Here is a 25,307-nt window from a genome sequence, read left to right on the forward strand (position 1 = left end):
GTGGCGACGGTGATGCGACTGAGAGTGTCGCGCGTCACACCCCTCCGGGGGAAGATAGCGATCGCGCCTTCGCCGGAACGGGTGCGGCGCGCGCCGGAGTGCTGCAGAAACGTTCGTCCTCGGTAGGCCGACCGGTGGGCGGGGGTCGCAGAATCGTTCGTCCACGCGGGTGGCGTACACCCGGGCGGCGCCGTGTCGGCGCGCGACCGGACCGACTGTCGCATTCAGTGGTGAGCAGTAGATGCGATCAGCGGCGCATTACGCCGATGGAGTCCGGCGCACGAGTCCGGCGGAGGTGGCACCACCCATGGCCCTTGACCGATCTCTCCGCCCCCTCAGGGCTCGCGGGTCCGGTACGCGCCGCCGCCGGGCCGCCCTGCTCGCCGCCGGGCTGATGCTCCCGCTCCCCCTGCTCGCCGGCTGCGGCCTCGACCAGGACGGCGACGGGGTCGTCACCCCGCAGGACATCGGGGCCGCCCCCCGGGCCAAGGTCGCCGACGGCGGCACCCTCACCTGGGCGGTCGACACCCTGCCCAGCACCCTCAACACCTTCCAGACGGACGCCGACGCCACCACGCAGCGCGTCGCCGGGGCCGTGCTGCCCGCCCTCTTCACCACCGACGGGCGCGGCCGCCCGCAGCGCAACGCCGACTACCTGCGCTCGGCCGAGGTCGTCCAGCGCGAGCCGCACCAGGTCGTCGTCTACAAGCTCAACCCGAAGGCCGTCTGGAGCGACGGCAAGGCGGTCTCCGCCGCCGACTTCGAGGCCCAGTGGAAGGCCCTGCGCGGCAAGGACAGCGCCTACTGGACGGCCCGCAACGCCGGCTACGACCGCATCGACCGGGTCGAGCGGGGCGCCGACGCGCAGGAGGTCAAGGTCACCTTCGCCCGCAGCTGCGCCGACTGGCCCGCCCTGTTCACCCCGCTCTACCCGAAGTCCGTGATGAGCAGCGCGGACGGCTTCAACGACGACGCCCGCAGCGAACTGAAGCTCTCCGCGGGCCCCTTCCGGATCGCCGGGCGCGACGACAAGCAGGGCACCCTCACCCTCGCCCGCGACCCCAGGTGGTGGGGCGAGCCCGCCAAGCTGGACCGGCTCGTGCTGCGGGCGGTGCCGCGCGCGGAGCGGGCCGAGGCGCTGGGGGCCGGCAAGCTTGACCTCGCCGACGTGAGCCCGGCCGACGCCGGCCGCATCAAGGCCGCGAACAAGCCGGCGAAGCAGGACAAGGGCGACAAGCCGCCGGCCGCCGCGGCCCAGCGCTCGCCCGCCCTGCGCGGCGTCGTCGTCCGCAAGTCCCTGGAGCCCGCGTACACCCAGCTCGCCCTCAACGGCGCGAGCGGGCCGCTCGCCGACGAGCGCGTGCGCCGGGCCGTCGCCCGCGCCATCGACCGCCGGGCCCTCGCCAAGTCCGTCCTGGGCCCCCTCGGCCTGCCCGCCGAGCCGCTGGGCAGCCACCTCTTCCTCGCCGGCCAGGAGGGCTACGAGGACAACAGCGACGCCGTCGGCGGCCCCGACCCCAAGGCCGCCCAGGCCCTGCTCGCGGACGCCGGCTGGGAGCAGGGCCGGGCCGAGGGCGGCAACCACAGGACGGCGGCGGGCGCGGACGGGGCCGACGGTCGCTCCGGCACACCCGGCCGCACCACCCTGCTGCGGCCCGGGCTCCCGGCCGGACCCGACCCCTCCGGCGAGGACGACACGGACGACCCGGAGGGCGCCGCCGACGACTCCGCGGACCCGGGCGGCTCCGAGGACGGCGCGGACGATGCCGGCCTGCCCGACGGCAAGCGCACCGCCCGCGACGGCGGGGGCAGGGCGGCCGCCGCCCCGGTCCGCATGAAGAACGGCAAGAAGCTCACCCTCCGCTTCGTCGTCCCGGTGAGCTCCGGGGCCGAGTCCCTGCGGTCCGTCGCCGACCGCATCGCCCGCCGGCTCGACGCGGTCGGCATCGGCACCGAGATGACCAAGGTCGGGGACGCCGGCTTCTTCAAGGACCACGTCGCCGCGGGCAGCTACGACCTGGCCCTGTACTCCTGGCCCGCCACCGCCTACCCCGCGACCGACGCCCGCCCCCTCTTCGCCAAGCCGCAGCCCGCCGCGGACGGCTCCCTGCTGGTGGAGCAGAACTACACCCGGGTCGGCACGGACCGCATCGACCAGCTCTTCGACCAGGCCTCCACCGAGCTCGACGCGGAGGCTTCCCGTGACCTGGCCGGCCGTGCGGACGCCCGCATCTGGGCACTGGCGGGCTCGATCCCCCTCTATCAGCGCCCCCAGCTGGTGGCCGCGCGGAAGACGGTCGTCAACGCGGGCGCCTTCGGCCTGGGCACGCCGCGCTACCAGGACATCGGCTTCCGGCGCTGAGCCCGGGCGCCCAGCCGGGGCGCTCGCTCCGGCACCGGGTCCGGCACCGGCTCCGGCGCCGAAGCAGCCCCCGGAGGCTGTGGCCAAGGGGTTCCGGAAAGGTAAAGTCGCAGGTCGGGGTAGGTGTGAGCGGCCCTGGGGAGCCGAAGTCGGCGCGGGCCCGTACCATGGAAGTGGCCGCGGCGTGATTCTGCCCGGCGGGCGCGCGTGCCGGACCGTACGCGCCGCCATCCACGATTCCGGGAGAAGCGCCGCAAGTATGCCCACCCGCCACGACATTCGTAACGTCGCCATCGTCGCCCACGTCGACCACGGCAAGACGACCATCGTCGACGCCATGCTCAAGCAGGCCGGCGCCTTCGCCGCGCACCAGCTCGAGTCCGTCGACGACCGAGTCATGGACTCGAACGACCTGGAGCGTGAGAAGGGCATCACGATCCTCGCCAAGAACACGGCGGTGAAGTACCACCCCAAGGACGGCGGCGAGCCGATCACCATCAACATCATCGACACCCCCGGCCACGCCGACTTCGGTGGCGAGGTCGAGCGCGGCCTGTCGATGGTGGACGCTGTCGTGCTGCTGGTGGACGCCTCCGAGGGCCCGCTGCCGCAGACCCGCTTCGTGCTCCGCAAGGCGCTCCAGCAGCGGAAGCCGGTCATCCTCTGCATCAACAAGACGGACCGCCCGGACTCCCGCATCGACGAGGTCGTCAACGAGACGTACGACCTCTTCCTGGACCTGGACGCGGACGAGGACCAGATCGAGTTCCCGATCGTCTACGCCTGCGGCCGTGACGGCATCGCGTCGCTGACCAAGCCGGAGGACGGCACCGTCCCCGCGGACAGCACCAACCTGGAGCCGTTCTTCTCCACGATCCTGGAGCACGTCCCGGCTCCGGCGTACGAGGAGGACGCGCCGCTCCAGGCCCACGTCACCAACCTCGACGCCGACAACTTCCTCGGCCGTATCGCGCTGCTCCGCGTCGAGCAGGGCGAGCTGCGCAAGGGCCAGACCGTCGCGTGGATCAAGCGTGACGGCTCGATCTCCAGCGTCCGCATCACCGAGCTGATGATGACCGAGGCGCTCACCCGCAAGCCCGCCGAGGTCGCCGGCCCCGGTGACATCTGCGCGGTCGCCGGTATCCCCGACATCATGATCGGCGAGACCCTGGCCGACCCGGAGAACCCGGTCGCGCTGCCCCTGATCACGGTCGACGAGCCCGCGATCTCCATGACCATCGGCACCAACACCTCGCCGCTGGTCGGCCGCGGCGGCACGGGCAAGGGCGCGGACGCCAAGTCCGCGGTCAAGGACCGCAAGGTCACCGCCCGCCAGGTCAAGGACCGCCTGGACCGCGAGCTGGTCGGTAACGTCTCGCTGCGCGTCCTGGACACCGAGCGCCCCGACGCCTGGGAGGTGCAGGGCCGCGGTGAGCTGGCGCTGGCCATCCTGGTCGAGCAGATGCGCCGCGAGGGCTTCGAGATGACCATCGGCAAGCCCCAGGTCGTCACCAAGGAGGTCGACGGCAAGGTCCACGAGCCCGTCGAGCGCCTCACGGTCGACGTGCCCGAGGAGCACATGGGCGCCGTCACCCAGCTCATGGGCACCCGCAAGGGCCGCATGGACAACATGTCCAACCACGGCTCCGGCTGGGTCCGCATGGAGTTCGTCGTCCCGTCCCGCGGTCTGATCGGCTTCCGCACGGAGTTCCTGACGAACACCCGCGGCACCGGTATCGCCCACTCGATCCACGAGGGCCACGAGCCGTGGTTCGGCGAGCTGAAGACCCGTAACAACGGTTCCCTGGTCGCCGACCGCTCCGGTGCCGTCACCGCCTTCGCGATGACGAACCTCCAGGAGCGCGGCGTGCTCTTCACCGACCCGGGCACCGAGGTGTACGAGGGCATGATCGTCGGCGAGAACTCCCGCGCCGACGACATGGACGTCAACATCACCAAGGAGAAGAAGCTCACCAACATGCGCTCCTCCTCCGCCGACTCCTTCGAGGCGATCGTCCCGCCGCGCAAGCTGTCGCTGGAGCAGTCCCTGGAGTTCTGCCGCGACGACGAGTGCGTCGAGGTGACCCCGGAGGCCGTGCGCATCCGCAAGGTCGTCCTGGACCAGAAGGAGCGCGGCCGCACGGCTTCGCGCGCCAAGCGCTGAGCGTCAAGCGCCAAGGCTGACGCTCCGCTAGGAGCAAGGCCCTGTACGGAGGCCCGGACCCCGCTTTCCCGAGCGGTGGTTCCGGGCCTCCGGCATATCCGGACGTGCCGGAATGAGACAGTCCGCATTGATGCCGGGATGTAGAAGTTGTCCGAATACCGGCCAGCAGGCGCCGGAAGTTGTGTTAACAGTCCGTTTCGCGGTGTCTGTCTGTGCTGACTTTGTCCGCTTTTCGAACCTCGCGGGGCGCTCGATGTGACCAAAGCGAGACCCTTTAAGTGTGGTTTACAAGGCGGACGTACTTAATAGTTGGGTTCATTGAGCTCGGGTCAATGGGTCACGCGCTGTGGGGAGCGCCGACTCACGAGCACACTCGAGGTGCCGGTTCCGTCTCCGCTGTCAGGGGTGTCAGCGTGGGGCCGGCGCCTCTCTCGTAGTGAAAAGTGGACTCTTGAGGAGGCATACCCATGCGCGGTGCCAAGAGCGCCAAGTGGGTCGTGGGCGCGATAGTCGTGGCGATGGCCGCGACCGCCTGTGGCGGCGGCAGCAATGACAGCGGTAAGGGGGGCGGCGCGGTCTTCCGGCTCGGTATCACCGAGCCCACCGCGATCGACCCCGTGAACGCCCAGGAATCCGAGGGCACGCTGGTCGCCCGTCAGCTCTTCACGGGCCTGTACGGCGTGAACGACGACGGCACCCTGAAGCCGCTGCTCGCCACCTCGTCCAAGGCGAACGACAAGGGCGACGAGTGGGAGTTCCAGGTCAAGCCGGGCACCAAGTTCAGCAACGGTGAGCCCGTCAACGCCGAGGCGTTCATCCGCGGTTGGACCCGTGGCGGGGCCAAGGCCTCCGCCTCCGACGTGGGCTACCACCTCGACAACATCGTCGGCTACGAGGACCTGCACGCGGGCAAGAGCGACAAGCTCACCGGCGCCACCGCCGAGGGCGAGAACACCATCAAGGTGAAGCTCTCCAAGCCGGACTTCGAGTTCGACAAGAAGACGGTGCACCCGGTCTACAGCCCCGTCCCGAAGGTCGCGGGCGCCGGTGACAACAAGGCGTTCAACGACGCGCCCATCGGCAACGGCCCCTTCAAGATGGCCGGTTCGTGGGAGCACAACAAGAAGATCTCGCTCGTCCGCAACGACGACTACGCCCTGCAGAAGCCCGCGGTCGAGAAGGTCGAGTTCACGATCCTCAACCCGTCGAACGCCGCGACCCTTGAGTACAAGGGCTTCGAGAAGGGCGAGTTCGACTGGGCCCGTATGCCCACCCCGCAGCTGCCGGTCGCCAAGGCGAAGTACGACCCGCAGGGCGAGTGGATCAAGTTCGACAGCCCGGGCATCAACTACATCCTGACCTTCCAGGAAGACGGCCCGATGAAGTCGGCCGACGCCCGTAAGGCCATCTCCTACGCGATCGACCGCGAGGCCATCGCCAAGGGTGTCTTCCAGGGCCTCCAGGAGCCGGCGACCGCCATCCTGCCGCCGACCTTCAAGGAGGTCTACAAGGCGGACCAGTGCACCTCCTGCATGAAGCAGGACAAGGCGAAGGCCAAGGAGTACGCGGAGAAGGCCGGCCTGAAGCCGGGCGACACCATCGGCTTCGGCTTCAACACCGGTGCGGGCCACGAGGAGTGGGTCCAGGCCGTCGCCAAGCAGGTCGAGGACGTGCTCGGCGTCAAGATCAAGCTGGAGCCCCTGCCGTTCAAGGAGGCGCTCGCCAAGCAGCAGGCGAAGGGCACCACCGGCCTCTGGCGCCAGGCGTGGTCCGCGGACTACCCGACCGCCGACAACTTCCTGACCCCGCTGCTGTCCACGAGCGGCATCAACCCGGACGCCGCCGGCAAGGCCCAGGGCGACAACCGCGGCCGCTACAGCAACCCGAAGTTCGACGAGCTGCTCGTCAAGGCCCGTAACACCAAGGACGCCGCCGAGCGCACCAAGGTGTACCAGGAGGCCGAGAAGCTCGCGATCGACGAGGACCAGGCCGCGATCCCGACGTGGAAGCGCACCCAGTACCGCCTCGCGAACTCCAAGAAGTTCTCCGGCCTGAAGCTGGACTTCTTCGAGGACCCGAACATCGCCGAGATCGGCATCAAGTAACCGTCACCCTCTAGCCAAAGTCCCGTGAAGGTCGTGGTACCCCGAGCTACGGCTTGAGGTGCCACGGCCTTCGCCTGGCGTGCGCGCGGCCCTTCGAGGGCCGCCGCGCCGGCTCGCCTCCCCCTTCCCCGAGGCGACGGGCAGCGCCCCACGGCGGCAGCAAGTCAAGGAGGCAACGTGGGCAAATATGTGATCCGGCGGATCGGGCAGATGGTGATCGTGCTTTTCGGTGCGACGCTCATCCTGTTCGCGTGTCTGTTCGTTCTTCCGGGAGACCCGGTCGGCTCTCTCGGTGGTGACAAGGCGCGCGACCCCGCCGTCATCCAGCAACTGCGCGAGCGTTACGGGCTGGACAAGCCGCTCGTCGAGCAGTACGGCACCTATGTGTCGAACCTGGTCCAGGGCGATCTCGGCGAGGACTACACCCAGCGGCGCGAGGTCACCGAGGTGCTCTCGCCGAAGCTCGGCAACACCGCCAAGCTGGCCGTCGCGGCGATCGTCATCGACGTCGTGCTCGGCATCCTGGCGGGCCTCATCGCGGCCCTGTTCAGATACTCGTTCTGGGACGTGCTGGTCACACTGCTCACGACCATGGCGATCGGCTTCCCCAGCTTCGTCATCGGCATGATCCTGCAGAGCCAGTTCGCGGTGAACCTCGGCTGGTTCCCGCTGATCTCGGACGGGTCGTTCAACTCGCTGATCATGCCGGCCTTCACGCTGGCCATCATCGACGCGGCCCTCGTGGCCCGGCTGATGCGCGGCACCATGCTCGAGGTGCTGCGCGCGGACTACGTCAAGACGGCCATCGCCAAGGGCCTCCCGCGCCGCACGGTGCTCCTCAAGCACGTCATGCGCAACTCGATCATCCCCGTGGTGACCTACATCGGTATCTCCTTCGGCGGTCTGCTCGGCGGCGCCCTCATCACCGAGGCGATCTTCAACTGGGACGGCATCGGCTTCGCGCTGGTCACCGCGATCCAGCAGCAGAACAACCCGATCATCGTCGGTGTCGTCACCTACGGCGTCGCCGTCTTCGTCCTGCTCAACCTGCTGGTCGATCTGCTGTACGCGGTGCTCGACCCGCGGATCCGCCTCAGCTGACCGCCAGGTCATACCCCGTTCTAGGAGTCACCCATGACTGAGCTCACCAAGAGCGACCAGGGGCCGGACGCCGCGACCGCACAGTCAGCAGTTGCGAACAACACCGCCGAGCCCGCACCGGCCCGCATCACCCAGTGGGGCGAGATCCGCCACCGCTTCATGGCCAACCGGCTGGCCGTCGTCGGCCTCGTCCTGGTCGCCCTGCTCTTCGCCATCGCCGCCGCGGCACCGCTGATCGCGACGCACGACCCGTACGCGCAGGATCTGACCAACACCCTGGCGGACCCCAGTGGGGACCACTGGTTCGGCACGGACGCCCTCGGCCGCGACCAGTTCTCCCGGATCATCTACGGCAGCCGCATCGCGGTCGTCGTCGGTCTGGCCTCGATCTTCCTGGCCTGTCTGATCGGCTGCGTCCTCGGTGCCCTGTCCGGCTACTTCGGCAAGGCGATCGACAGCGCCATCATGCGCGTCGCCGACATCTTCTTCGCGTTCCCGCTGCTCATCGGCGCGATCGTGATCATCCTGGTGATGGGCCGCGGCGTGCTGCCCGTCATCATCTCGCTGGGCGTCTTCAGCTGGGCCACCGTCGCCCGGCTGCTGCGCTCCAGCATCCTGTCCGTGCGCGAGATGGACTACGTGACGGCGGCCCGCGCCCTGGGCGCGGGCACCAGCCGCATCATCCTGCGGCACATCATGCCCAACTCCATCGCGGCCGTGATGTCGTACGTGTCCTTCAGCGTCGGCACCGCCGTCGTGGCCGAGGCGTCGCTGTCCTTCCTCGGCATCGGCGTGAGCCCCGAGGTGCCCGAGTGGGGCAACATGATCTCCTCCGCCAGGGACTTCCTCGGTGTCAAGGACTTCCTGTGGGCGTACCCCAGTGCCGCGATCGTGCTGACGGTGCTCGGATTTGTGTTCGTCGGCGACGGGCTGCGCGACGCCCTCGACCCGAAGCTGCGTTGAGGAGAACGTCCCGATGACCACGACCGAAAAGACCGAAGGGGCGCCCGGCGCGGCCCCTCAGGGCGGCAAGAAGACCGGCCCCCTGCTCGAAGTGCGCGACCTGCACGTCGAGTTCAAGACCCGCGACGGCGTCGCCAAGGCCGTCAACGGTGTCAGCTACAGCGTCGACGCCGGCGAGACCCTCGCCGTCCTCGGCGAGTCGGGCTCCGGCAAGTCCGTCACCGCCCAGGCCATCATGGGCATCCTGGACTCCCCTCCCGGCCGTGTGGCCGGCGGTGAGATCCTCTTCCACGGCCAGGACATCCTGAAGCTGCCGGAGAGCGAGCGGCGCAAGCTGCGCGGCCCGAAGATGGCGATGATCTTCCAGGACGCACTGTCCGCCCTCAACCCCGTCTTCTCCGTCGGCAACCAGCTCGGCGAGATGTTCCGGGTGCACCAGGGCCTGTCGAAGAAGGACGCCAAGGCCAAGGCGATCGAGCTGATGGACCGGGTGCGCATCCCGGCCGCCAAGCAGCGCGTGGGCGACTATCCGCACCAGTTCTCGGGCGGTATGCGCCAGCGCATCATGATCGCGATGGCGATGGCCCTGGAGCCGGACCTGATCATCGCCGACGAGCCGACCACGGCCCTCGACGTGACGGTCCAGGCCCAGGTCATGGACCTGCTCGCGGAGCTGCAGCGCGAGTACAACATGGGCCTGATCCTGATCACCCACGACCTGGGCGTGGTGGCGGACGTCGCCGACAAGATCGCCGTGATGTACGCGGGCCGGATCGTGGAGACCGCGCCCGTGCACGAGCTCTACAAGCGCCCCGCGCACCCGTACACCCGCGGCCTGCTGGACTCGATCCCGCGCCTGGACCACAAGGGCCAGGAGCTGTACGCGATCAAGGGCCTGCCGCCCAACCTCCTGCGGATCCCCACCGGCTGCGCCTTCAACCCGCGCTGCCCCAAGGCGCAGAACGTCTGCAGGGAGGACATCCCCGCCCTGCACCCGGTGACGGAGCAGGACGGCACCGAGCTCGACGGCCGCGGCAGCGCGTGCCACTTCTGGAAGGAGACGATCCATGGCTGACGCGACCAAGCAGGCCGAGCAGGCCGGCCAGGCCGGGGCGCCGGGTCAGCGGGAGCCGATCCTCCAGGTCCGTAACCTCGTCAAGCACTTCCCGCTGACGCAGGGCCTGCTGTTCAAGAAGCAGGTCGGTGCGGTCAAGGCCGTCGACGGGATCTCCTTCGACCTCTACCAGGGCGAGACCCTCGGCATCGTCGGCGAGTCCGGCTGCGGCAAGTCCACGGTCGCCAAGCTGCTGATGACGCTGGAGACGGCCACCTCCGGCGAGGTCTTCTACAAGGGCCAGGACATCACCAAGCTGTCCGGGCGCGCGCTGAAGGCGGTCCGCCGCAACATCCAGATGGTGTTCCAGGACCCGTACACCTCGCTCAACCCGCGGATGACGGTCGGCGACATCATCGGCGAGCCCTTCGAGATCCACCCCGAGGTGGCGCCCAAGGGCGACCGGCGCAAGCGGGTCCAGGAGCTGCTCGACGTCGTCGGTCTCAACCCCGAGTACGTCAACCGCTACCCGCACCAGTTCTCCGGCGGTCAGCGCCAGCGCATCGGCATCGCCCGCGGCCTGGCGCTCAACCCCGAGATCATCATCTGCGACGAGCCCGTCTCGGCGCTGGACGTCTCGGTGCAGGCGCAGGTCATCAACCTGATGGAGCGGCTCCAGGACGAGTTCAACCTCTCCTACCTCTTCATCGCGCACGACCTGTCCATCGTCCGGCACATCTCCGACCGCGTCGGCGTGATGTACCTGGGCAAGATGGCCGAGATCGGTACGGACACCCAGATCTACGACTACCCGACGCACCCCTACACCCAGGCGCTGCTGTCGGCCGTCCCCGTGCCGGACCCGGAGGCCCGCGAGGGCCGCGAGCGCATCATCCTCACCGGTGACGTGCCGTCCCCGGCCAACCCGCCGTCCGGCTGCCGCTTCCGCACCCGGTGCTGGAAGGCCGAGGACAAGTGCGCCGAGGAGATGCCGCTGCTGGCCGTGCCCTCGCTCTACGAGGGCGAGGACACCCCGGCGGCGCACGAGTCGGCGTGCCACTTCGCCGAGGTGAAGCAGGTGGTCGGCGCCGCGTAACGGCTGCCGTACGACGGATAAGGGCTCTCCCGGGCCGGCGACCAGTGGCCGCCGGCCGCGCCGGGGGAGCCCTTTCGTGTGGTTCGGCCGGGGAAAGCCGTCACAGAGGTGCATCACACCACCGAATGGGGTGTTATCTGGGCCTAAGCGACACTTGGGACCTGGAGGAGGCACTCGATGCGTGGAGCCACGCGCGCCCGGTGGGCCGTCTGTGCACTGTCGGCGGTGCTGGCCGCCGCGGCGGCCGGGTGCGGGGGAGGCGGGGGCGGCGGGACCGGGGTCGTCCGCTCCTCCTGGGGCGACCCGCAGAACCCGCTGGAGCCGGCCAACACCAACGAGGTCCAGGGCGGCAAGGTGCTCGCCATGATCTTCCGCGGGCTCAAGCGCTACGACCCGCGCAGCGGGGCGGCCGAGAACATGCTGGCCGAAAAGATCGAGACCTCCGACCAGCAGAACTTCACCATCACGCTCAAGGACGGCTGGACCTTCTCCAACGGCGAGAAGGTCACCTCGAAGTCCTTCACGGACGCCTGGAACTACGCGGCCCTCGTCGACAACAAGCAGAAGAACGCCTCCTTCTTCGAATACGTCGACGGCTACGACAAGGTCCACCCGGCGAGCGGGGCCGCCACCGCCAAGACCCTCTCCGGGCTCGTCGTCAAGGACGACCGGACCTTCACGGTCAAGCTGAAGACCAAGTTCTCCACGTGGCCCGACACCCTCGGCTACACCGCCTACGCCCCGCTGCCCCGGGCCTTCTTCGACGACCACGCGGCCTGGTTGAAGAAGCCCGTCGGCAACGGCCCGTACGCCATCGACTCCTACGCCAAGGGCTCGGCGATGAAGCTCACCAAGTGGGACGGCTACCCGGGCGACGACAAGGCGAAGAACAGCGGCGTGGAACTGCGCGTCTACACCGACAACAACACCGCGTACACCGACCTGCAGGCCGGCAACCTCGACCTGGTCGACGACATCCCCAGCGCCCAGCTGAAGAACGTGAAGAACGACCTGGGCGACCGCTACATCAACCAGCCCGCCGGCATCATCCAGACCCTCGCGTTCCCCATGTACGACGCGAACTGGTCCAAGAGCGGGATGGAGAAGGTCCGCCGCGGGCTGTCCATGGCGATCAACCGCGATCAGATCACCGACCAGATCTACCAGAAGACCCGCACCCCGGCGACGGACTGGACCTCACCGGCCCTCGGCGAAAAGGGCGGCTACAAGGCCGGCCTGTGCGGGGACGCGTGCACGTTCGACGCCGCCTCCGCGAAGAAGCTCATCCAGGAGGGCGGCGGGCTGCCGGGCGGCCGGATCACCCTCACCTCGAACGTCGACACCGGCTCGCACCGGGTGTGGATGGACGCCGTCTGCAACAGCATCAACAACGCCCTCGGCAACGACAACGCCTGCATCGTCAACCCGGTCGGCACCTTCGCGGACTTCCGCAACCAGATCTCCGAGCAGCGCCTCAGCAACCCCTTCCGCTCCGGCTGGCAGATGGACTACCCGCTGATCCAGAACTTCCTCCAGCCGCTCTACTACACGGACGCCTCCTCCAACTACGGCAAGTTCAGCGACCCGCAGTTCGACAAGCTCGTCGACGAGGCCAACGCCGAGAGCTCCCAGGGCGCGGCCAACGCCAAGTTCCAGGACGCGGAGCGGATCCTCGCCCGGGAGATGCCCGCCATCCCGCTCTGGTACCAGAACGGCAGCGCCGGCTACTCCGACCGGGTCTCCGACGTCACGCTCAACCCCTTCAGCGTGCCCGTCTACGAGCAGATCAAGGTGGGCTGACGCGTCCATGGGACGGTATGTGATCCGGCGGCTGCTCCAGATGGTCCCGGTGTTCATCGGCAGCACGTTCCTGATCTTCTTCATGGTCTACGCCCTGGGCGACCCCGTGGCCGCCCTCTTCGGCGACAAGGCGCCCGACCCCGCGACCGCCGCCCGCATCCGCCGCGAGCTCTACCTCGACGAGCCCCTGTGGAAGCAGTACGGGCACTACATGGGCCAGATCCTCTCGGGCGACTTCGGGACGGCCTTCAACGGCCAGAAGGTCACCGAGCTGATGGCCGACGCCTTCCCCGTCACCCTCCGGCTGACCCTCGTGGCGATCCTCTTCGAGATCGTCATCGGCATCACCCTCGGCGTCCTCAGCGGCCTGCGGCGCGGCCGCTCCGTCGACACCAGCGTGCTGCTGCTGACCCTGATCGTCGTCTCCATCCCGACCTTCGTCAGCGGCTACGTGCTGCAGTACCTCTTCGGGGTCAAGTGGGGGATCGTCTCACCGTCGGTGTCCCCCGAGGCGCCCTTCGACGAACTGCTGCTGCCCGGCATCGTCCTCGCCCTGACCTCCCTCGCCTACGTCACCCGCCTCTCGCGCACCTCCATCGCCGAGAACTCCCGCGCCGACTACGTCCGCACGGCCGTCGCCAAGGGCCTGCCGCGCCGCCGCGTCGTCACCCGGCACCTGCTGCGCAACTCCCTCATCCCCGTCGTCACCTTCATCGGCACCGACGTCGGCGCGCTGATGGGCGGCGCCATCGTCACCGAGCGGATCTTCAACATCCACGGCGTCGGCTTCCAGCTCTACCAGGGCATCCTGCGGCAGAACTCGCCCACGGTCGTCGGCTTCGTGACCATCCTCGTCATCGTCTTCCTGCTGGCGAACCTGTTCGTCGACCTCCTCTACGCCGTGCTCGACCCGAGGATCCGCTATGCCTGAGCTCGATCCTTCCGACCCCGACGCAGCCGTCATCCCCGCCGACGGCGCCGCGTCGTCGCTGGCCACCAGCGACGCGGCGACCCTCGAAGACGGCCCGCTCCCCGGTGCCCCCGCCAGCGGCAAGGCCCGCAGCCTGTGGTCCGACGCCTGGCACGACCTGCGCCGCAACCCCGTCTTCCTGGTCTCCGCGCTGATCATCGTCTTCCTCGTGCTGATCGCCCTGTGGCCCGGCCTCATCGCCAGCGGGAACCCCCTGCAGTGCGACCTCGCCAAGGCCCAGGAGGGCTCCCAGCCCGGCCACCCCTTCGGCTTCGACACCCAGGGCTGCGACGTCTACACCCGCACCGTTTACGGCGCCCGCGCCTCCATCACCGTCGGCATCTGCGCCACCGCCGGCGCCGCCCTGCTCGGCAGCGTGCTCGGGGGGCTCGCCGGCTTCTTCGGCAGCTGGTGGGACGCGCTGCTCTCCCGGATCGCCGACATCTTCTTCGGCATCCCCATCATCCTGGGCGGCCTGGTCTTCCTCTCGGTGGTCACCAGCGGCTCGCTGTGGCCCGTCGTCGGCTTCATCGTGCTGCTCGGCTGGCCGCAGATCTCCCGCATCGCCCGCGGCTCCGTCGTCACCGCCAAGCAGCACGACTATGTGCAGGCCGCGCGGGCCCTCGGCGCGGGCGACACCCGGCTGCTGCTGCGGCACATCGCGCCGAACGCCGTCGCCCCCGTCATCGTCGTCGCGACCATCGCCCTCGGCACGTACATCGCCCTGGAGGCCACGCTCTCCTTCCTGGGCGTCGGCCTCAAACCGCCCACCGTGTCCTGGGGCATCGACATCTCCAACGCCTCCACCCAGATCCGCAACGCCCCGCACATGCTGCTGTGGCCCGCGGGCGCCCTCAGCATCACGGTGCTGGCGTTCATCATGCTCGGCGACGCGGTCCGCGACGCCCTCGACCCCAAGCTGCGCTGAGGAGCGGGCGGATGACACAGCAGTACGAGAAGGCGGCCGCCGCCGTACCCCTGCTGGACGTGCGCGACCTGCACGTGGAGTTCCGCACCCGGGACGGCGTGGCCAAGGCCGTCAACGGCGTCAGCTACAGCGTCCGCGCCGGGGAGACGCTCGCCGTGCTGGGGGAGTCCGGCTCCGGCAAGTCGGTGACCGCGCAGGCCGTCATGGGCATCCTCGACTCCCCGCCCGGCCGCATCACCGGCGGCGAGGTCCTCTTCCGCGGCCAGGACCTGCTGACCATGGGCGCGGAGGCCCGGCGCCGGATCCGCGGCGCCAAACTGTCGATGATCTTCCAGGACGCGCTCTCCGCCCTCAACCCCGTGATGAGCGTGGGCGCCCAGCTCGGCGAGATGTTCTCCGTCCACGACGGGATGACCCGCAAGGACTCCCGCGACAAGGCCGTCCAGCTGATGGAGCGCGTGCGCATCCCCGCCGCGGCCGAACGCGCCGGCGACTACCCCCACCAGTTCTCCGGCGGCATGCGCCAGCGCATCATGATCGCGATGGCCCTGGCGCTGGAGCCGGACCTCGTCATCGCCGACGAGCCCACCACGGCCCTCGACGTCACCGTCCAGGCCCAGATCATGGACCTGCTCGCCGAACTGCAGCGCGAGTACAACATGGGCCTGATCCTCATCACCCACGACCTGGGCGTCGTGGCGGACGTCGCCGACCGGATCGCCGTCATGTACGCCGGGCGGATCGTCGAGACCGCGTCCGTCCACGAGCTGTACGCCGCGCCCGCCCACCCGTACACGGTCGGCCTCCTCGGCTCCATCCCGCGCCTGGACCACAAGGGCAAGGAGCTCTACGCCATCAAGGGCCTGCCGCCCAGCCTCACCGACATCCCCGCCGGCTGCCCCTTCAACCCGCGCTGCCCGCGCGCCCAGGCGATCTGCCGCACCGACCGGCCGCCGCTCTTCGACGTCGCCCCCGGGCGCGCCAGCGCCTGCCACTTCTGGAAGGAGACCCTCGACGATGCCGGGTAACGGCGAGGCCATTCTGGAGGTGCAGGACCTGGTCAAGCACTACCCGCTCACCCAGGGCATCCTCTTCAAGAAGCAGATCGGGGCCGTGCACGCCGTCGACGGCGTCTCCTTCGGCCTGCGGCGCGGCGAGACGCTGGGCATCGTGGGCGAGTCCGGCTGCGGCAAGTCCACGGTCGCCAAGCTCCTCGTGCACCTGGAGCGGCCCACGTCGGGGCGGATCCTCTACAAGGGCGAGGACATCACGAGGCTGTCCGGGCGCGCCCTGAAGGCCGTCCGGCGCAACATCCAGATGGTCTTCCAGGACCCGTACACCTCGCTCAACCCGCGGATGACCGTCGGCGACATCATCGGCGAGCCCTTCGAGATCCACCCCGAGGTGGCGCCCAAGGGCGACCGGCGCGCCAAGGTCCGCGAACTGCTCGACGTCGTCGGCCTCAACCCCGAGTACATCAACCGCTACCCGCACCAGTTCTCCGGCGGCCAGCGGCAGCGCATCGGCATCGCCCGGGGGCTCGCCCTGCGGCCCGAGGTGATCGTCGCCGACGAGCCGGTCTCGGCGCTGGACGTCTCCGTCCAGGCCCAGGTCGTCAACCTGCTCGAACGGCTCCAGGCCGAGTTCGACCTGTCCTACGTCTTCATCGCCCACGACCTGTCGGTGGTCCGGCACATCTCGGACCGGGTCGCGGTGATGTACCTCGGGCGGTTCGCCGAGGTGGGCACGGACGTCCAGATCTACGAGCACGCCACGCACCCGTACACGCAGGCGCTGCTGTCGGCCGTACCGGTGCCGGACCCGCGGGCGCGGGAGGGACGCGAGCGCATTCTTCTGACCGGGGACGTGCCCTCTCCGGCGCACCCGCCGTCCGGGTGCCGGTTCCGCACCCGGTGCTGGAAGGCGCAGGAGAAGTGCGCGCGGGTGGTGCCGCCGCTGGAGATCCCGGACTGGTTCCTGGAGGGCGGCGGCCCGGAGGCGCACGCGTCGGCGTGCCACTACGCGGAAGAGCGCCCGCTGCCGGGCGACGACCTTCCGCCGCGACGGTGATCAGCCCCCACCGGGGTGTCCGGCGGTGCCGTACGGCCTTGGGCCGGTCCGGCACCGCCGGGATGCGCCGTGGTGGCTGAGCGCCGTTGCGGCGGGATTCTCTTGCCTGGGCAAGACGCACGGGGTGTCACCCCGCGACAAGCCCCCCTGGGCGCGCCGCGCCCCGTCAGGCTTCGGGCCGTGCCGCCGTCGTCGGCGGTTCCGGGAAGTGGCAGGCCGACAAATGCCCTTCCCCCGAGCCGTCCGCCCGCGCCAGCGCAGGCGCCTCCGTCGCGCAGCGGTCCCGCGCCTTCCAGCACCGCGTGCGGAACCGGCACCCGGACGGCGGGGCGACCGGGGAGGGGACGTCCCCGGTGAGGCGGATCCTTTCGCGCCGCGTCGTGCCGTCCGCGTCCGCCGCCTCCGGGACCGCCGACAGCAGCGCGTGCGTGTACGGGTGGCGCGGCCGCCGGTAGATGTCCTCGCGGGAGCCGGTCTCCACGATCCTGCCGAGGTACATCACCGCGACCCGGTGCGAGACGTGCCGCACCACGGCCAGGTCGTGGGCGATGAACAGGAAGGCGATCCCCAGCTCGCGCTGCAGCTGCTGCAGCAGGTTGACGACCTGCGCCTGGATGGAGACGTCCAGCGCGGACACCGGCTCGTCGGCGACGACGACCTTCGGTCCGAGGGCGAGGGCCCGGGCCACCCCGATCCGCTGCCGCTGCCCGCCGGAGAACTCGTGCGGGAAGCGGTTGTAGTGCTCGGGGTTCAGCCCCACGGTCTCCAGGAGCTCGCGCACACGCGCCTCGCGCCCGCCCGGCGGCTCGATGCCGTGGATCTCCATGGGCCCGGAGACGATCCGGCCGACCGTCTGCCGGGGGTTCAGCGAGGCGTACGGGTCCTGGAAGATCATCTGGATCTCGGAGCGGACGGGGGCGAGCTGTCTGCGGCCCGCGTGGGTGATGTCCTCGCCCCGGTAGAGGATCCGCCCGGCCGACGGTTCCAGCAGCCGGGTGAGCAGCCGGCCCGTCGTGGACTTTCCGCAGCCGGACTCGCCGACCAGGCCGAAGCTCTCCCCGGCCCGTACGGTCAGGTCGATGCCGTCGACGGCCTGCACGGCGCCGACGGTCCGCCGGATGGGGAATCCGCCCCGCACGGGGAAGTGCTTGGTGAGGTTCTCGGCGACGAGCAGCGGCTCGCCGACCCGGGGGCTCTTCTCGTCCATGGTCGGTACTCCTCAGCCGAGCCGGGGTCGGATCCGCTCAGCGAACACGCTCCGCTGCCGCTCCTCCCCGAGGTGGCAGGCGGCGCCCCGGCCGGGCGGCAGGGACGGCCGTTCCGTGCGGCAGCGGTCCTCCGCCACGGACGCGGCGTACGCGCAGCGCGGGTGGAAGGGGCAGCCGGGCGGCGGGGCCAGCAGGCTGGGCGGGGTGCCGGGGATGGGGGTGAGCGGTTGCCCGACGTCGGAGGAGAGCCGGGGCATGGAGCCCAGCAGCCCCCAGGTGTACGGGTGCCGGGGCGCCCGCAGTACCTCCCGCACGGGCCCCTGTTCGACGGCCCGCCCGGCGTACATCACCAGCAGGTCGTCCACGGTGCCGGCGACGACGCCCAGGTCGTGGGTGACGAGGACGATGGCCGCGCCGGTCTGCTGCTGGAGCTCCTTGAGCAGGTCGAGGATCTGGGCCTGCACGGTGACGTCGAGCGCGGTCGTCGGCTCGTCGGCGATGAGCAGCTCGGGGTCGCAGACCAGCGCCATCGCGATCATCGCGCGCTGCCGCATCCCGCCGGAGAACTGGTGCGGGTAGTCGTCCACGCGCAGCGCCGGATCGGTGATGCCGACCCGGCGCAGCATCTCGACCGCCCGCAGCCGGGCCTCCCGGCGCGAGGCGCCGGTGTGCTTGCGGTACGGCTCGGCGATCTGCCGGCCGACGGTGTAGTACGGGGAGAGCGCGGTGAGCGAGTCCTGGAAGACCATCGCCACCTTGTTCCCGCGCAGCTTCTCCAGGACGGACTCCGGCGCCCCGGTCAGCTCCTGCCCGTCGAGCAGGACCTCGCCGCGGATCTCGGTGGTGCGCGGGTCGTGCAGCCCGAGCACGGCGAGGTTGGTGACGGACTTCCCGGAGCCGGACTCGCCGACGATGCCGAGCGTGCGGCCGCGCTCCAGGGTGAAGGACAGGCCGTCGACGGCCCGGACGGTGCCGTCCTCGGTGGCGAAGCGCACGTACAGGTCGCGTACGGAGAGGAAGGGGGTCACTTGCGTTCTCCTGACCGCTAGGCGAGCCGCACGCGCGGGTCGATGACGGCGTAGGCGGCGTCCACCACGATGTTGGCGACGACGATCGCCGTGCAGCCGACGAGCATCACCGCCATCAGGGTGGGCAGGTCGGTCTCGCTCACCGAGGACACCGCGAGCCGGCCCAGGCCGTGCAGGCTGAAGGTGAACTCGGTGATGATCGCGCCGCCGAAGAGCGATCCGAGGTCGATGCCGAAGATGGTGACGATGGGCGCGAGGGCGCCCCGCCAGGCGTAGCGGAAGAAGACCGCGCGCCGCCCGAGCCCCTTGGCGCGGGCCGCGCGCACATGGTCCTCGCCGAGCTGCTCGATCATCTGGGAGCGCGTCATCCGGCTGTAGTTGGCGATGAAGATGATGGACAGCACCAGCCAGGGGATGAGCATGCCGGTGAACCACTTCACGGGGTCCTCGGTGATCGGGTGGTAGGCCGGGTTGTCCATCCAGTGCAGCCCGCTGACGAGCACGGCCAGGGCGATGACGCCGACGAAGTAGATCTGCAGGGCGTTGCCGACGAGGGACAGGGAGCTGAAGAACTTGTCGATCCAGGTCCCCCGGAAGGCGGCGGCGATCATGCCGATGCCGACGCCGACGACGAGGAAGACGGCGGCCCCGCCGAGCGTGATGGACAAGGTCGTGGGGAAGCGGTCCACGATGGTGCCCCACACCGGCTGCTGGTTGGAGAAGGAGTAGCCGAAGCAGGGCGCCGGGCAGTGGCCGACGGTGAAGTCGCGGCCGGTGAAGATGCCCGCCATGTAGTGCCAGTACTGCACGGGCACCGGCTCGTCCAGGCCGAGGTTCTTGTTGATCAGGGCGATGGCGTCCGGGGTGCAGTTCTTGCCGCAGGACATCAGGGCCGGCTGGGAGGGCAGGGCGAAGAACAGGGCGAAGGTGATCGCGCTGATCAGCACGATGATGACGAGGGCGCCGAGCGAGCGGCGCGCGAGGAAGCGCAGCATGGTCCGCCGTCCGGGGAGCCGTTACTTGACGTAGACGCCGGTCGGGTCGACGGTTCCGTAGACCGGCTGGTAGCGGACCCCGCCCAGGTTCGAGCCCCACAGGGAGAACTGGGTGTTGTAGAAGGTCGGCACGCCCGGCACGTCGTCGGCGAGGATCTTGTCGGCGAGCTTCTGCCACTCGGGCGCGGCCTGCTTCACGTCCGGGATCGCGTTGATCCGGTCGACCTCCTTGTTGACGGCCGGGTTGTCGAGGTGGCCGTAGTTCTGGGAGCCGTCGGCGATCTGCCGGCCGTCGAAGAGGGGCGGTACGACGGTCGAGGCGACGGGCCAGTCCGCGCCCCAGGAGGTGCGGTAGATGTCGAACTTGTTCTTCACCTCGGCGATCGCGGTCCGCCAGGTGTTGGAGTCGATCTCCTTCTTCTGCACCTTGAAGCCCGCCCGTTCCAGGGCCTGGGCGACGACCACGGAGACCTTCTGCTGGATGTCGGTGTTGGCGTAGGCGTAGACGATCTCCTGGCCCTCCTTGCCGGCCGCCTTGAGCAGTTCGCGGGCCTTGTCCGGGTCGCCGGCCGGCTTGTCCTTCTTCCCGAAGGGGTCGGTCGGCCGGTAGCCGTCCATGGCGGGGGAGAGGAAGTTCGTGGCGAGCACCCCGGCGGTCTTGCCGCCCACCTGCTGGAGGATCTGCCCGTTGGGCATCGCGTACGCGAGCGCCTTGCGGACGTTCACGTCCTTGAGCCGGTCCATGTTGAAGCTGATGTAGTCCACGTACGGCTGGATCTCCACGAACCGGCGCGCCTTGGTGTCGGCCTGGCCGAGGACCTTCTCGGTCATCTCCGGGGCGACGGCGTTGGAGAACGACAGGGTGTTCTTGTCGCCGCCCTGGTCGGCGAGGTAGCGCCGGGTGGAGTCCGCGTACTGGTGGCCGAAGCTGATCTCGAACCGGTCGGCGTACTGGTGGCGGACGGGGTCGGTCTTCGCGTCCCAGTGCTCGTTGCGGACGAGAGTGAGCGACTTGCCGACCTTGTAGTCGCCGACCTTGTAGGGGCCGGAGGAGAAGGGGGCGTTGTCGTACTTGCGCTGGGTGTCCTTCTCCGCCTTGACGGGGCCGATGTTCGGCATGGCGGTGGCGAAGGGGGTGTCCGCGTGCGCTTGGCGGAAGTGGAAGACGATCGTCTTGTCGTCCGGGGTGTCCAGCACGGACGACGGCAGGTGCGCGCCCTTGTACGGGCCGTCGGGCAGCGCCTTGCGGAAGGCCGTGCCGTCGCCGGAGAGCCACTGCGGGACGTACTGCGGGCCGTCGGTCTCGAAGTCGGCGTAGAGCCGTTCGACGCCCCAGCGCACGTCCTTGGAGGTGATGGGCGAGCCGTCCTCGAACTTCAGCCCGTCCTTGAGGGTGAACTTCCAGGTCTTCCCGCCGTCGGAGGACGTGCCCGCGTCGGTCGCCAGATCGCCGACGATCTTCACCTTGCCCTTGTCGTCCACCTTGTACGAGGTGAGCGTGCGGTTGTAGAGCATCTGGTTGGCGAGCATGTCGCTGTAGTAGATCTGCCCGGGGTCCAGGTGGAGGAAGGCGTCGCGCTGCAGGACGCCGACGGTGCCGCCCTTCTTCGCGCCGGGCACCTCGGGGGCCGGGCCCGCCGAGTCCTCTTTGGTGCCGATCGAGTAGTTGGCGGAGGCGTTCTTGTCCGTGCCGGGTCCCGCGCTCTTGTCACCGCCGCCCCCGCCGCCTCCGCTGCTGCACGCGCAAAGCACGAGGGCTCCGGAGGCCAGGGCGGCCGCGGCGGCGGCGAGCCGGCCTCTGGAGCGCAGCGTTCCCGTGGTGGGCTTCGGTACGGGCTTCGTCGTGAGCGTCATGGGTCGATGCACCTGCCTGTCCGTCGTCGGCGGTTTCTGTGTGCACGTCCTCAGCGTCCGGTCCGCGGGTCGAAGGCGTCCCGGACCGAGTCCCCGAGCAGGTTGAAGGCGACCACGAAAACGATCATCGCGAGGCCGGGGAAGAAGATGTAGGTGATGTCGCTCTCGTAGTAGTGGGCGCCGTTGGCGAACATCCGGCCCCAGTCCGGCGTGGGCTCCACGATGCCGACGCCGATGAAGGACAGCCCGGCCTCGATGGTCACGAAGCTGGGCAGCATCAGCGTGGACTGCACCAGGATCGGCGTCCAGAGATTGGGCAGCAGCTCCTTGCTGATGATCCGCCAGGGCGATGCGCCGGTGACCCTCGCCGCCTCGACGAACTCGCGCTCCCGCAGGCTCAGCACCTGCCCGCGCAGCAGCCGCGCCAGCCCCATCCAGCCCAGCACCCACAGCACCAGAATCAGCGTCAACACGCGCAGATAGGTCGGGGTCTCCTTCTCCGGGCTCACGAAGAGCGAGTAGACGACCGGAGTGAAAGCGATGAACGACAGCTGGCTCGGGAAGGCCAGCAGCAAGTCGATGAAACGGCCCAGCAGATAATCAGTCCGGCCGCCCAGATATCCGGCCGTCACCCCGATGAGCACGCCGGTCAGGACGCACAGGACCGTGGCCGCCGCGGCGATGAGCAGGGACGTACGGATTCCGTAGAGCAGCTGGGTCAGGACGTCCCGGCCGAGGGTGGGTTCGAGGCCGAACCAGAAGCTCCCCGAAATTCCCCCGTTGGGCTTCACCGGATAGCCGTATTCGTTGAGCAGACCCGGCTCGTTCAGCCCGTAGGTCTCCGTCGGGTTCTTGCCGTAGAGCTTCGAGATCAGCGGTGCCGCCGGCGCGACGAGGAAGAAGAACGTCACCACGTAGGCCGAGATGACACCCGGACGGTCGCGTTTGAAGCGCCGCCACATCAGCTGTCCGGGTGATCTGCCGACCGGTTCCGGATGCGTCACCGGGGCCGGGGAAGGACTCGTCATCGCGTAAATCCCCCGCACTGTCGTCTTGTCGAACCCGCCGCGGACGCACGGCGCGCGCAGTGGGTTGAGCGGACTTTCGCAACGGATTCACAGCGCAGTCAAGGGGCCTGCCCACCAAGAGGGGGCAGGCCGCTCTTCTTGAGCGAACGTTGAGCGGATCGACGACGCGGCGTGCTTGACAGGGTGCCGGGCACGCCGCGCGCAGCCCTCGCAGGGCGGAGGAGGAGGAAGGGTGAGGAAGGGTCAGGCCATGCCCAGGGACCGCTTGAGGAAGTCCACTTGGAGCAGCAGGAGGTTCTCCGCGACCTGCTCCTGCGGGGTCATGTGCGTCACGCCGGACAGCGGCAGCACCTCGTGCGGACGGCCCGCCGCGAGCAGCGCCGAGGACAGCCGCAGGGTGTGCGCCGCGACCACGTTGTCGTCGGCCAGCCCGTGGACGATCATCAGCGGCCGGACCTGCCCGGCCGCCTCCGCCAGCCCGTCGTCGGTGACCAGCGAGTTGTGGGCGTACACCTTCGGCTTGTCGTCCGGGAGGCCGAGATAGCGCTCGGTGTAGTGCGTGTCGTACAGCCGCCAGTCGGTCACCGGCGCGCCCGCGACGGCCGCGTGGAAGACGTCCGGGCGGCGCAGCACGGCCAGCGCCGCGAGATAGCCGCCGTAGGACCAGCCGCGGATGCCGACCCGGCCCAGGTCCAGCGGGAAGTCCGCGGCCAGCGCCTGCAGGGCCTCGACCTGGTCGTCCAGGGTGACGCCGGCGAAGTCCTCGTGGATCGCCTTCTCCCAGGCGGGGGAGCGGTGCGGGGTGCCCCGGCCGTCGGCGACCACCACGGCGAAGCCCTGGTCGGCGAACCACTGCGAGGTCAGGTGGGCGTTGTGCCCCGCGACCACGCGCGGGCCGTGCGGACCGCCGTAGGGGTCCATGAGGACCGGCAGCGGCCCGTCGCCCTCGGCGTAGCCCGTCGGCAGGAGGACGGCGCACGGGATCCGGCGCGCGCCCGCCTCGGTGAGCCGTGCGCGCGAGGTGAGCACCGGCGCTTCGGCATACGAGGTCACGCCGGTCACCTCCGCGCCGTCGCGCAGGACCCGGGCGGTGGCCCCGGCGCGCTCCGGTACCGCCGACACCAGGACGGTGACCGCCCCCGAGCGCACGGCCGAGTGCCAGCCGCGCTCCTGCGAGACGCGCTCCACGCCCTGCTCGCTCACCCGGTAGACGTGCGTCTCTCCCGTCTCGGGCTCCTCCGCATCCGGCCCGGCGGACGCGGAGACGAGGACGTCGTCGTCGCCGATGTCGAGCACGGCGCGCAGGTGCAGCCCGCTTCCGGTCAGCGTGCGGTCGCCCACCACCAGGGCCCGCGCACCGCCCTCGTCGGAGATGCGCACCAGACGCCCGTCGGGCGACCAGGCGGGAACACCGGGGAACAATTCAAGCCACTTTGCGTCCTGCTCTTCGTGGAGCACGCTCGTGGCGCCCGTCCCGGTGTCCACGGTGAGATACGCCTGGTGGCGCTGGTCGCGGCTCTGCACCAGCAGCAGCGGAGGGCCGCCCGCGGACCAGTGCACGCGCGCGAGGTACGGATGGCGCGCGCGGTCCCACCGGACGTCCGTGCGAGTGCCGTCCAGACCCAGCAGCGAGAGCGTGACCTCGGCGTTCGGCGTGCCCGCCGCGGGATAGCCCACCTCGGCGGGACGGCTGCCGGGGTGGGCCGGGTCGGCGATCCACCAGCGCTGCACGGGGGAGTCGTCCACCCGCGCGGCCAGCAGGGACTCCCCGTCCGGGGCCCACCAGAAGCCGCGGTGGCGGTCCATCTCCTCGGCCGCCACGAACTCCGCGAGCCCCCAGGTCACCGAGGGGCCGTCCGGCTCGGCCAGGGCCCGGTCCGCGCCGCCGCCGGGCGCTGCTCCCGCGGCCGGCTCCACGTCCACGACGCGCAGCGCGCCGCCCGCGACATAGGCGACGCGGCGGCCGTCCGGGGAGGGGCGCGGGTCGGCGACCGGACCGGGAACGGCCAGTTCACGGGCGGTGCCGCCGCGCAGCTCCGCCACGAACAGCCGTCCCGACAGGGCGAACGCCGCCAACTCCGCCGCGCTGTCCACGGCGTAGGCGACGACGCCCGCCGACCCCTCGCGCAGCCGTTCCCGCCGGGCCTTCTCCTCGGCCGAGAGCTCCTCGCCGGCCCCGGCCAGCAGGACGGCCGGATCGGCCGCCGGGAACTCCCGTCCGCCGGCGGGGTCGAGGACCCACAACACGCCCGTGCGGTCGGTGCCGGAACGCGAGCGGATGAAGACGACACGCGAGCCGTCGGGTGACACCGTGAACGCGCGCGGCGCGCCGAGCGAGAAGCGTTGCGTGCGGGCGTACTGTCGCGGGAACGAGACTTGTCCGGTCATGCCGCCGAGCCTACGGCGAGGCGGCGAGATTCCGCCGTGCGCCCCGGAATTGCCCCCATGCACCCAGTGCTGGTCACGCTCTGGAAAGTTATGATCACGGACGCATAGCCGTTAAGTCTCGCGTGACAACCGCTCCACCCCGCTCGTGCTGTCAGTTCAGCGTTTCATCGTTTTTGTCCTGCGCTTGTTCGTC

The 25,307-nt window shown here is 70.0% G+C and carries 18 protein-coding genes; 12 read left to right on the plus strand and 6 right to left on the minus strand.

Going from position 1 to position 25,307, the window contains the following annotated elements:
- The first annotated feature begins 307 nt into the window (after positions 1–307).
- The 12 genes from IE241_RS19375 to IE241_RS19430 all read left to right on the plus strand — a co-directional run bounded on the left by IE241_RS19375 (position 308) and on the right by IE241_RS19430 (position 16,613).
- Positions 308–2,362: an ABC transporter family substrate-binding protein gene (locus IE241_RS19375; protein WP_229899505.1), complete on the plus strand. Its 2,055-nt coding sequence runs from the start codon at positions 308–310 to the stop codon at positions 2,360–2,362.
- 259 nt (positions 2,363–2,621) lie between these two features.
- Entirely contained in the window at positions 2,622–4,526 is a 1,905-nt protein-coding gene (typA, locus tag IE241_RS19380) for a translational GTPase TypA (RefSeq protein ID WP_190023049.1), read from the plus strand.
- A gap of 467 nt (positions 4,527–4,993) precedes the next feature.
- Complete coding sequence (locus IE241_RS19385) at positions 4,994–6,631, plus strand: peptide ABC transporter substrate-binding protein (RefSeq protein ID WP_190023050.1); 1,638 nt, start codon at positions 4,994–4,996, stop codon at positions 6,629–6,631.
- 177 nt (positions 6,632–6,808) lie between these two features.
- The gene (locus IE241_RS19390) at positions 6,809–7,732 is read left to right on the plus strand and encodes an ABC transporter permease (protein WP_229899507.1); all 924 of its coding nucleotides are present in this window, start codon (positions 6,809–6,811) and stop codon (positions 7,730–7,732) included.
- A gap of 33 nt (positions 7,733–7,765) precedes the next feature.
- Positions 7,766–8,695: an ABC transporter permease gene (locus IE241_RS19395; protein WP_190023051.1), complete on the plus strand. Its 930-nt coding sequence runs from the start codon at positions 7,766–7,768 to the stop codon at positions 8,693–8,695.
- Positions 8,696–8,708: 13 nt separating this feature from the next.
- Positions 8,709–9,770, plus strand: coding sequence for an ABC transporter ATP-binding protein (locus IE241_RS19400; RefSeq protein ID WP_190023052.1), 1,062 nt, complete (start codon positions 8,709–8,711; stop codon positions 9,768–9,770).
- Positions 9,763–10,845 carry an ABC transporter ATP-binding protein gene (locus tag IE241_RS19405; RefSeq protein WP_190023053.1) on the plus strand — a complete coding sequence of 361 codons (1,083 nt, stop codon included), beginning with the start codon at positions 9,763–9,765 and terminating at the stop codon, positions 10,843–10,845. The genes IE241_RS19400 and IE241_RS19405 overlap by 8 nt, the downstream gene beginning before the upstream one ends.
- Positions 10,846–11,022: 177 nt before the next feature.
- Positions 11,023–12,645, plus strand: coding sequence for a peptide ABC transporter substrate-binding protein (locus IE241_RS19410; RefSeq protein ID WP_190023054.1), 1,623 nt, complete (start codon positions 11,023–11,025; stop codon positions 12,643–12,645).
- A 7-nt stretch (positions 12,646–12,652) separates the two neighbouring features.
- Positions 12,653–13,576 (plus strand): ABC transporter permease, encoded by a 924-nt coding sequence (locus tag IE241_RS19415; RefSeq protein WP_190023055.1) that lies wholly within the window; start codon positions 12,653–12,655, stop codon positions 13,574–13,576.
- Complete coding sequence (locus tag IE241_RS19420) at positions 13,569–14,543, plus strand: ABC transporter permease (protein ID WP_190023056.1); 975 nt, start codon at positions 13,569–13,571, stop codon at positions 14,541–14,543. The genes IE241_RS19415 and IE241_RS19420 overlap by 8 nt, the downstream gene beginning before the upstream one ends.
- Before the next feature lie 11 nt (positions 14,544–14,554).
- Positions 14,555–15,571, plus strand: a complete 1,017-nt coding sequence (locus IE241_RS19425; RefSeq protein ID WP_190023057.1) for an ABC transporter ATP-binding protein — start codon at positions 14,555–14,557, stop codon at positions 15,569–15,571.
- Positions 15,561–16,613, plus strand: a complete 1,053-nt coding sequence (locus tag IE241_RS19430) for an ABC transporter ATP-binding protein (RefSeq protein WP_190023058.1) — start codon at positions 15,561–15,563, stop codon at positions 16,611–16,613. The genes IE241_RS19425 and IE241_RS19430 overlap by 11 nt, the downstream gene beginning before the upstream one ends.
- A 166-nt stretch (positions 16,614–16,779) precedes the next feature.
- Here the strand turns inward: IE241_RS19430 and IE241_RS19435 are convergent, their stop codons facing one another.
- From IE241_RS19435 to IE241_RS19460, 6 genes are all read right to left on the minus strand, one after another.
- Complete coding sequence (locus tag IE241_RS19435) at positions 16,780–17,820, minus strand: ABC transporter ATP-binding protein (protein WP_190023059.1); 1,041 nt, start codon at positions 17,818–17,820, stop codon at positions 16,780–16,782.
- Positions 17,821–17,832: 12 nt separating this feature from the next.
- Positions 17,833–18,849 (minus strand): ABC transporter ATP-binding protein, encoded by a 1,017-nt coding sequence (locus IE241_RS19440; RefSeq protein WP_190023060.1) that lies wholly within the window; start codon positions 18,847–18,849, stop codon positions 17,833–17,835.
- A 17-nt stretch (positions 18,850–18,866) separates the two neighbouring features.
- Positions 18,867–19,844 carry an ABC transporter permease gene (locus IE241_RS19445; RefSeq protein WP_190023061.1) on the minus strand — a complete coding sequence of 326 codons (978 nt, stop codon included), beginning with the start codon at positions 19,842–19,844 and terminating at the stop codon, positions 18,867–18,869.
- 21 nt (positions 19,845–19,865) lie between these two features.
- Positions 19,866–21,698 carry an ABC transporter substrate-binding protein gene (locus tag IE241_RS19450; protein WP_190023062.1) on the minus strand — a complete coding sequence of 611 codons (1,833 nt, stop codon included), beginning with the start codon at positions 21,696–21,698 and terminating at the stop codon, positions 19,866–19,868.
- Positions 21,699–21,748: 50 nt separating this feature from the next.
- A complete protein-coding gene (locus IE241_RS19455; protein WP_190023063.1) occupies positions 21,749–22,726 on the minus strand; it encodes an ABC transporter permease in 978 nt (325 codons plus the stop codon).
- Between the two features lie 243 nt (positions 22,727–22,969).
- Positions 22,970–25,114: a S9 family peptidase gene (locus IE241_RS19460; RefSeq protein ID WP_190023064.1), complete on the minus strand. Its 2,145-nt coding sequence runs from the start codon at positions 25,112–25,114 to the stop codon at positions 22,970–22,972.
- Positions 25,115–25,307: the final 193 nt, after the last annotated feature.

It is taken from the genome of Streptomyces hiroshimensis, from assembly GCF_014650335.1.
Classification (GTDB): domain Bacteria; phylum Actinomycetota; class Actinomycetes; order Streptomycetales; family Streptomycetaceae; genus Streptomyces; species Streptomyces hiroshimensis.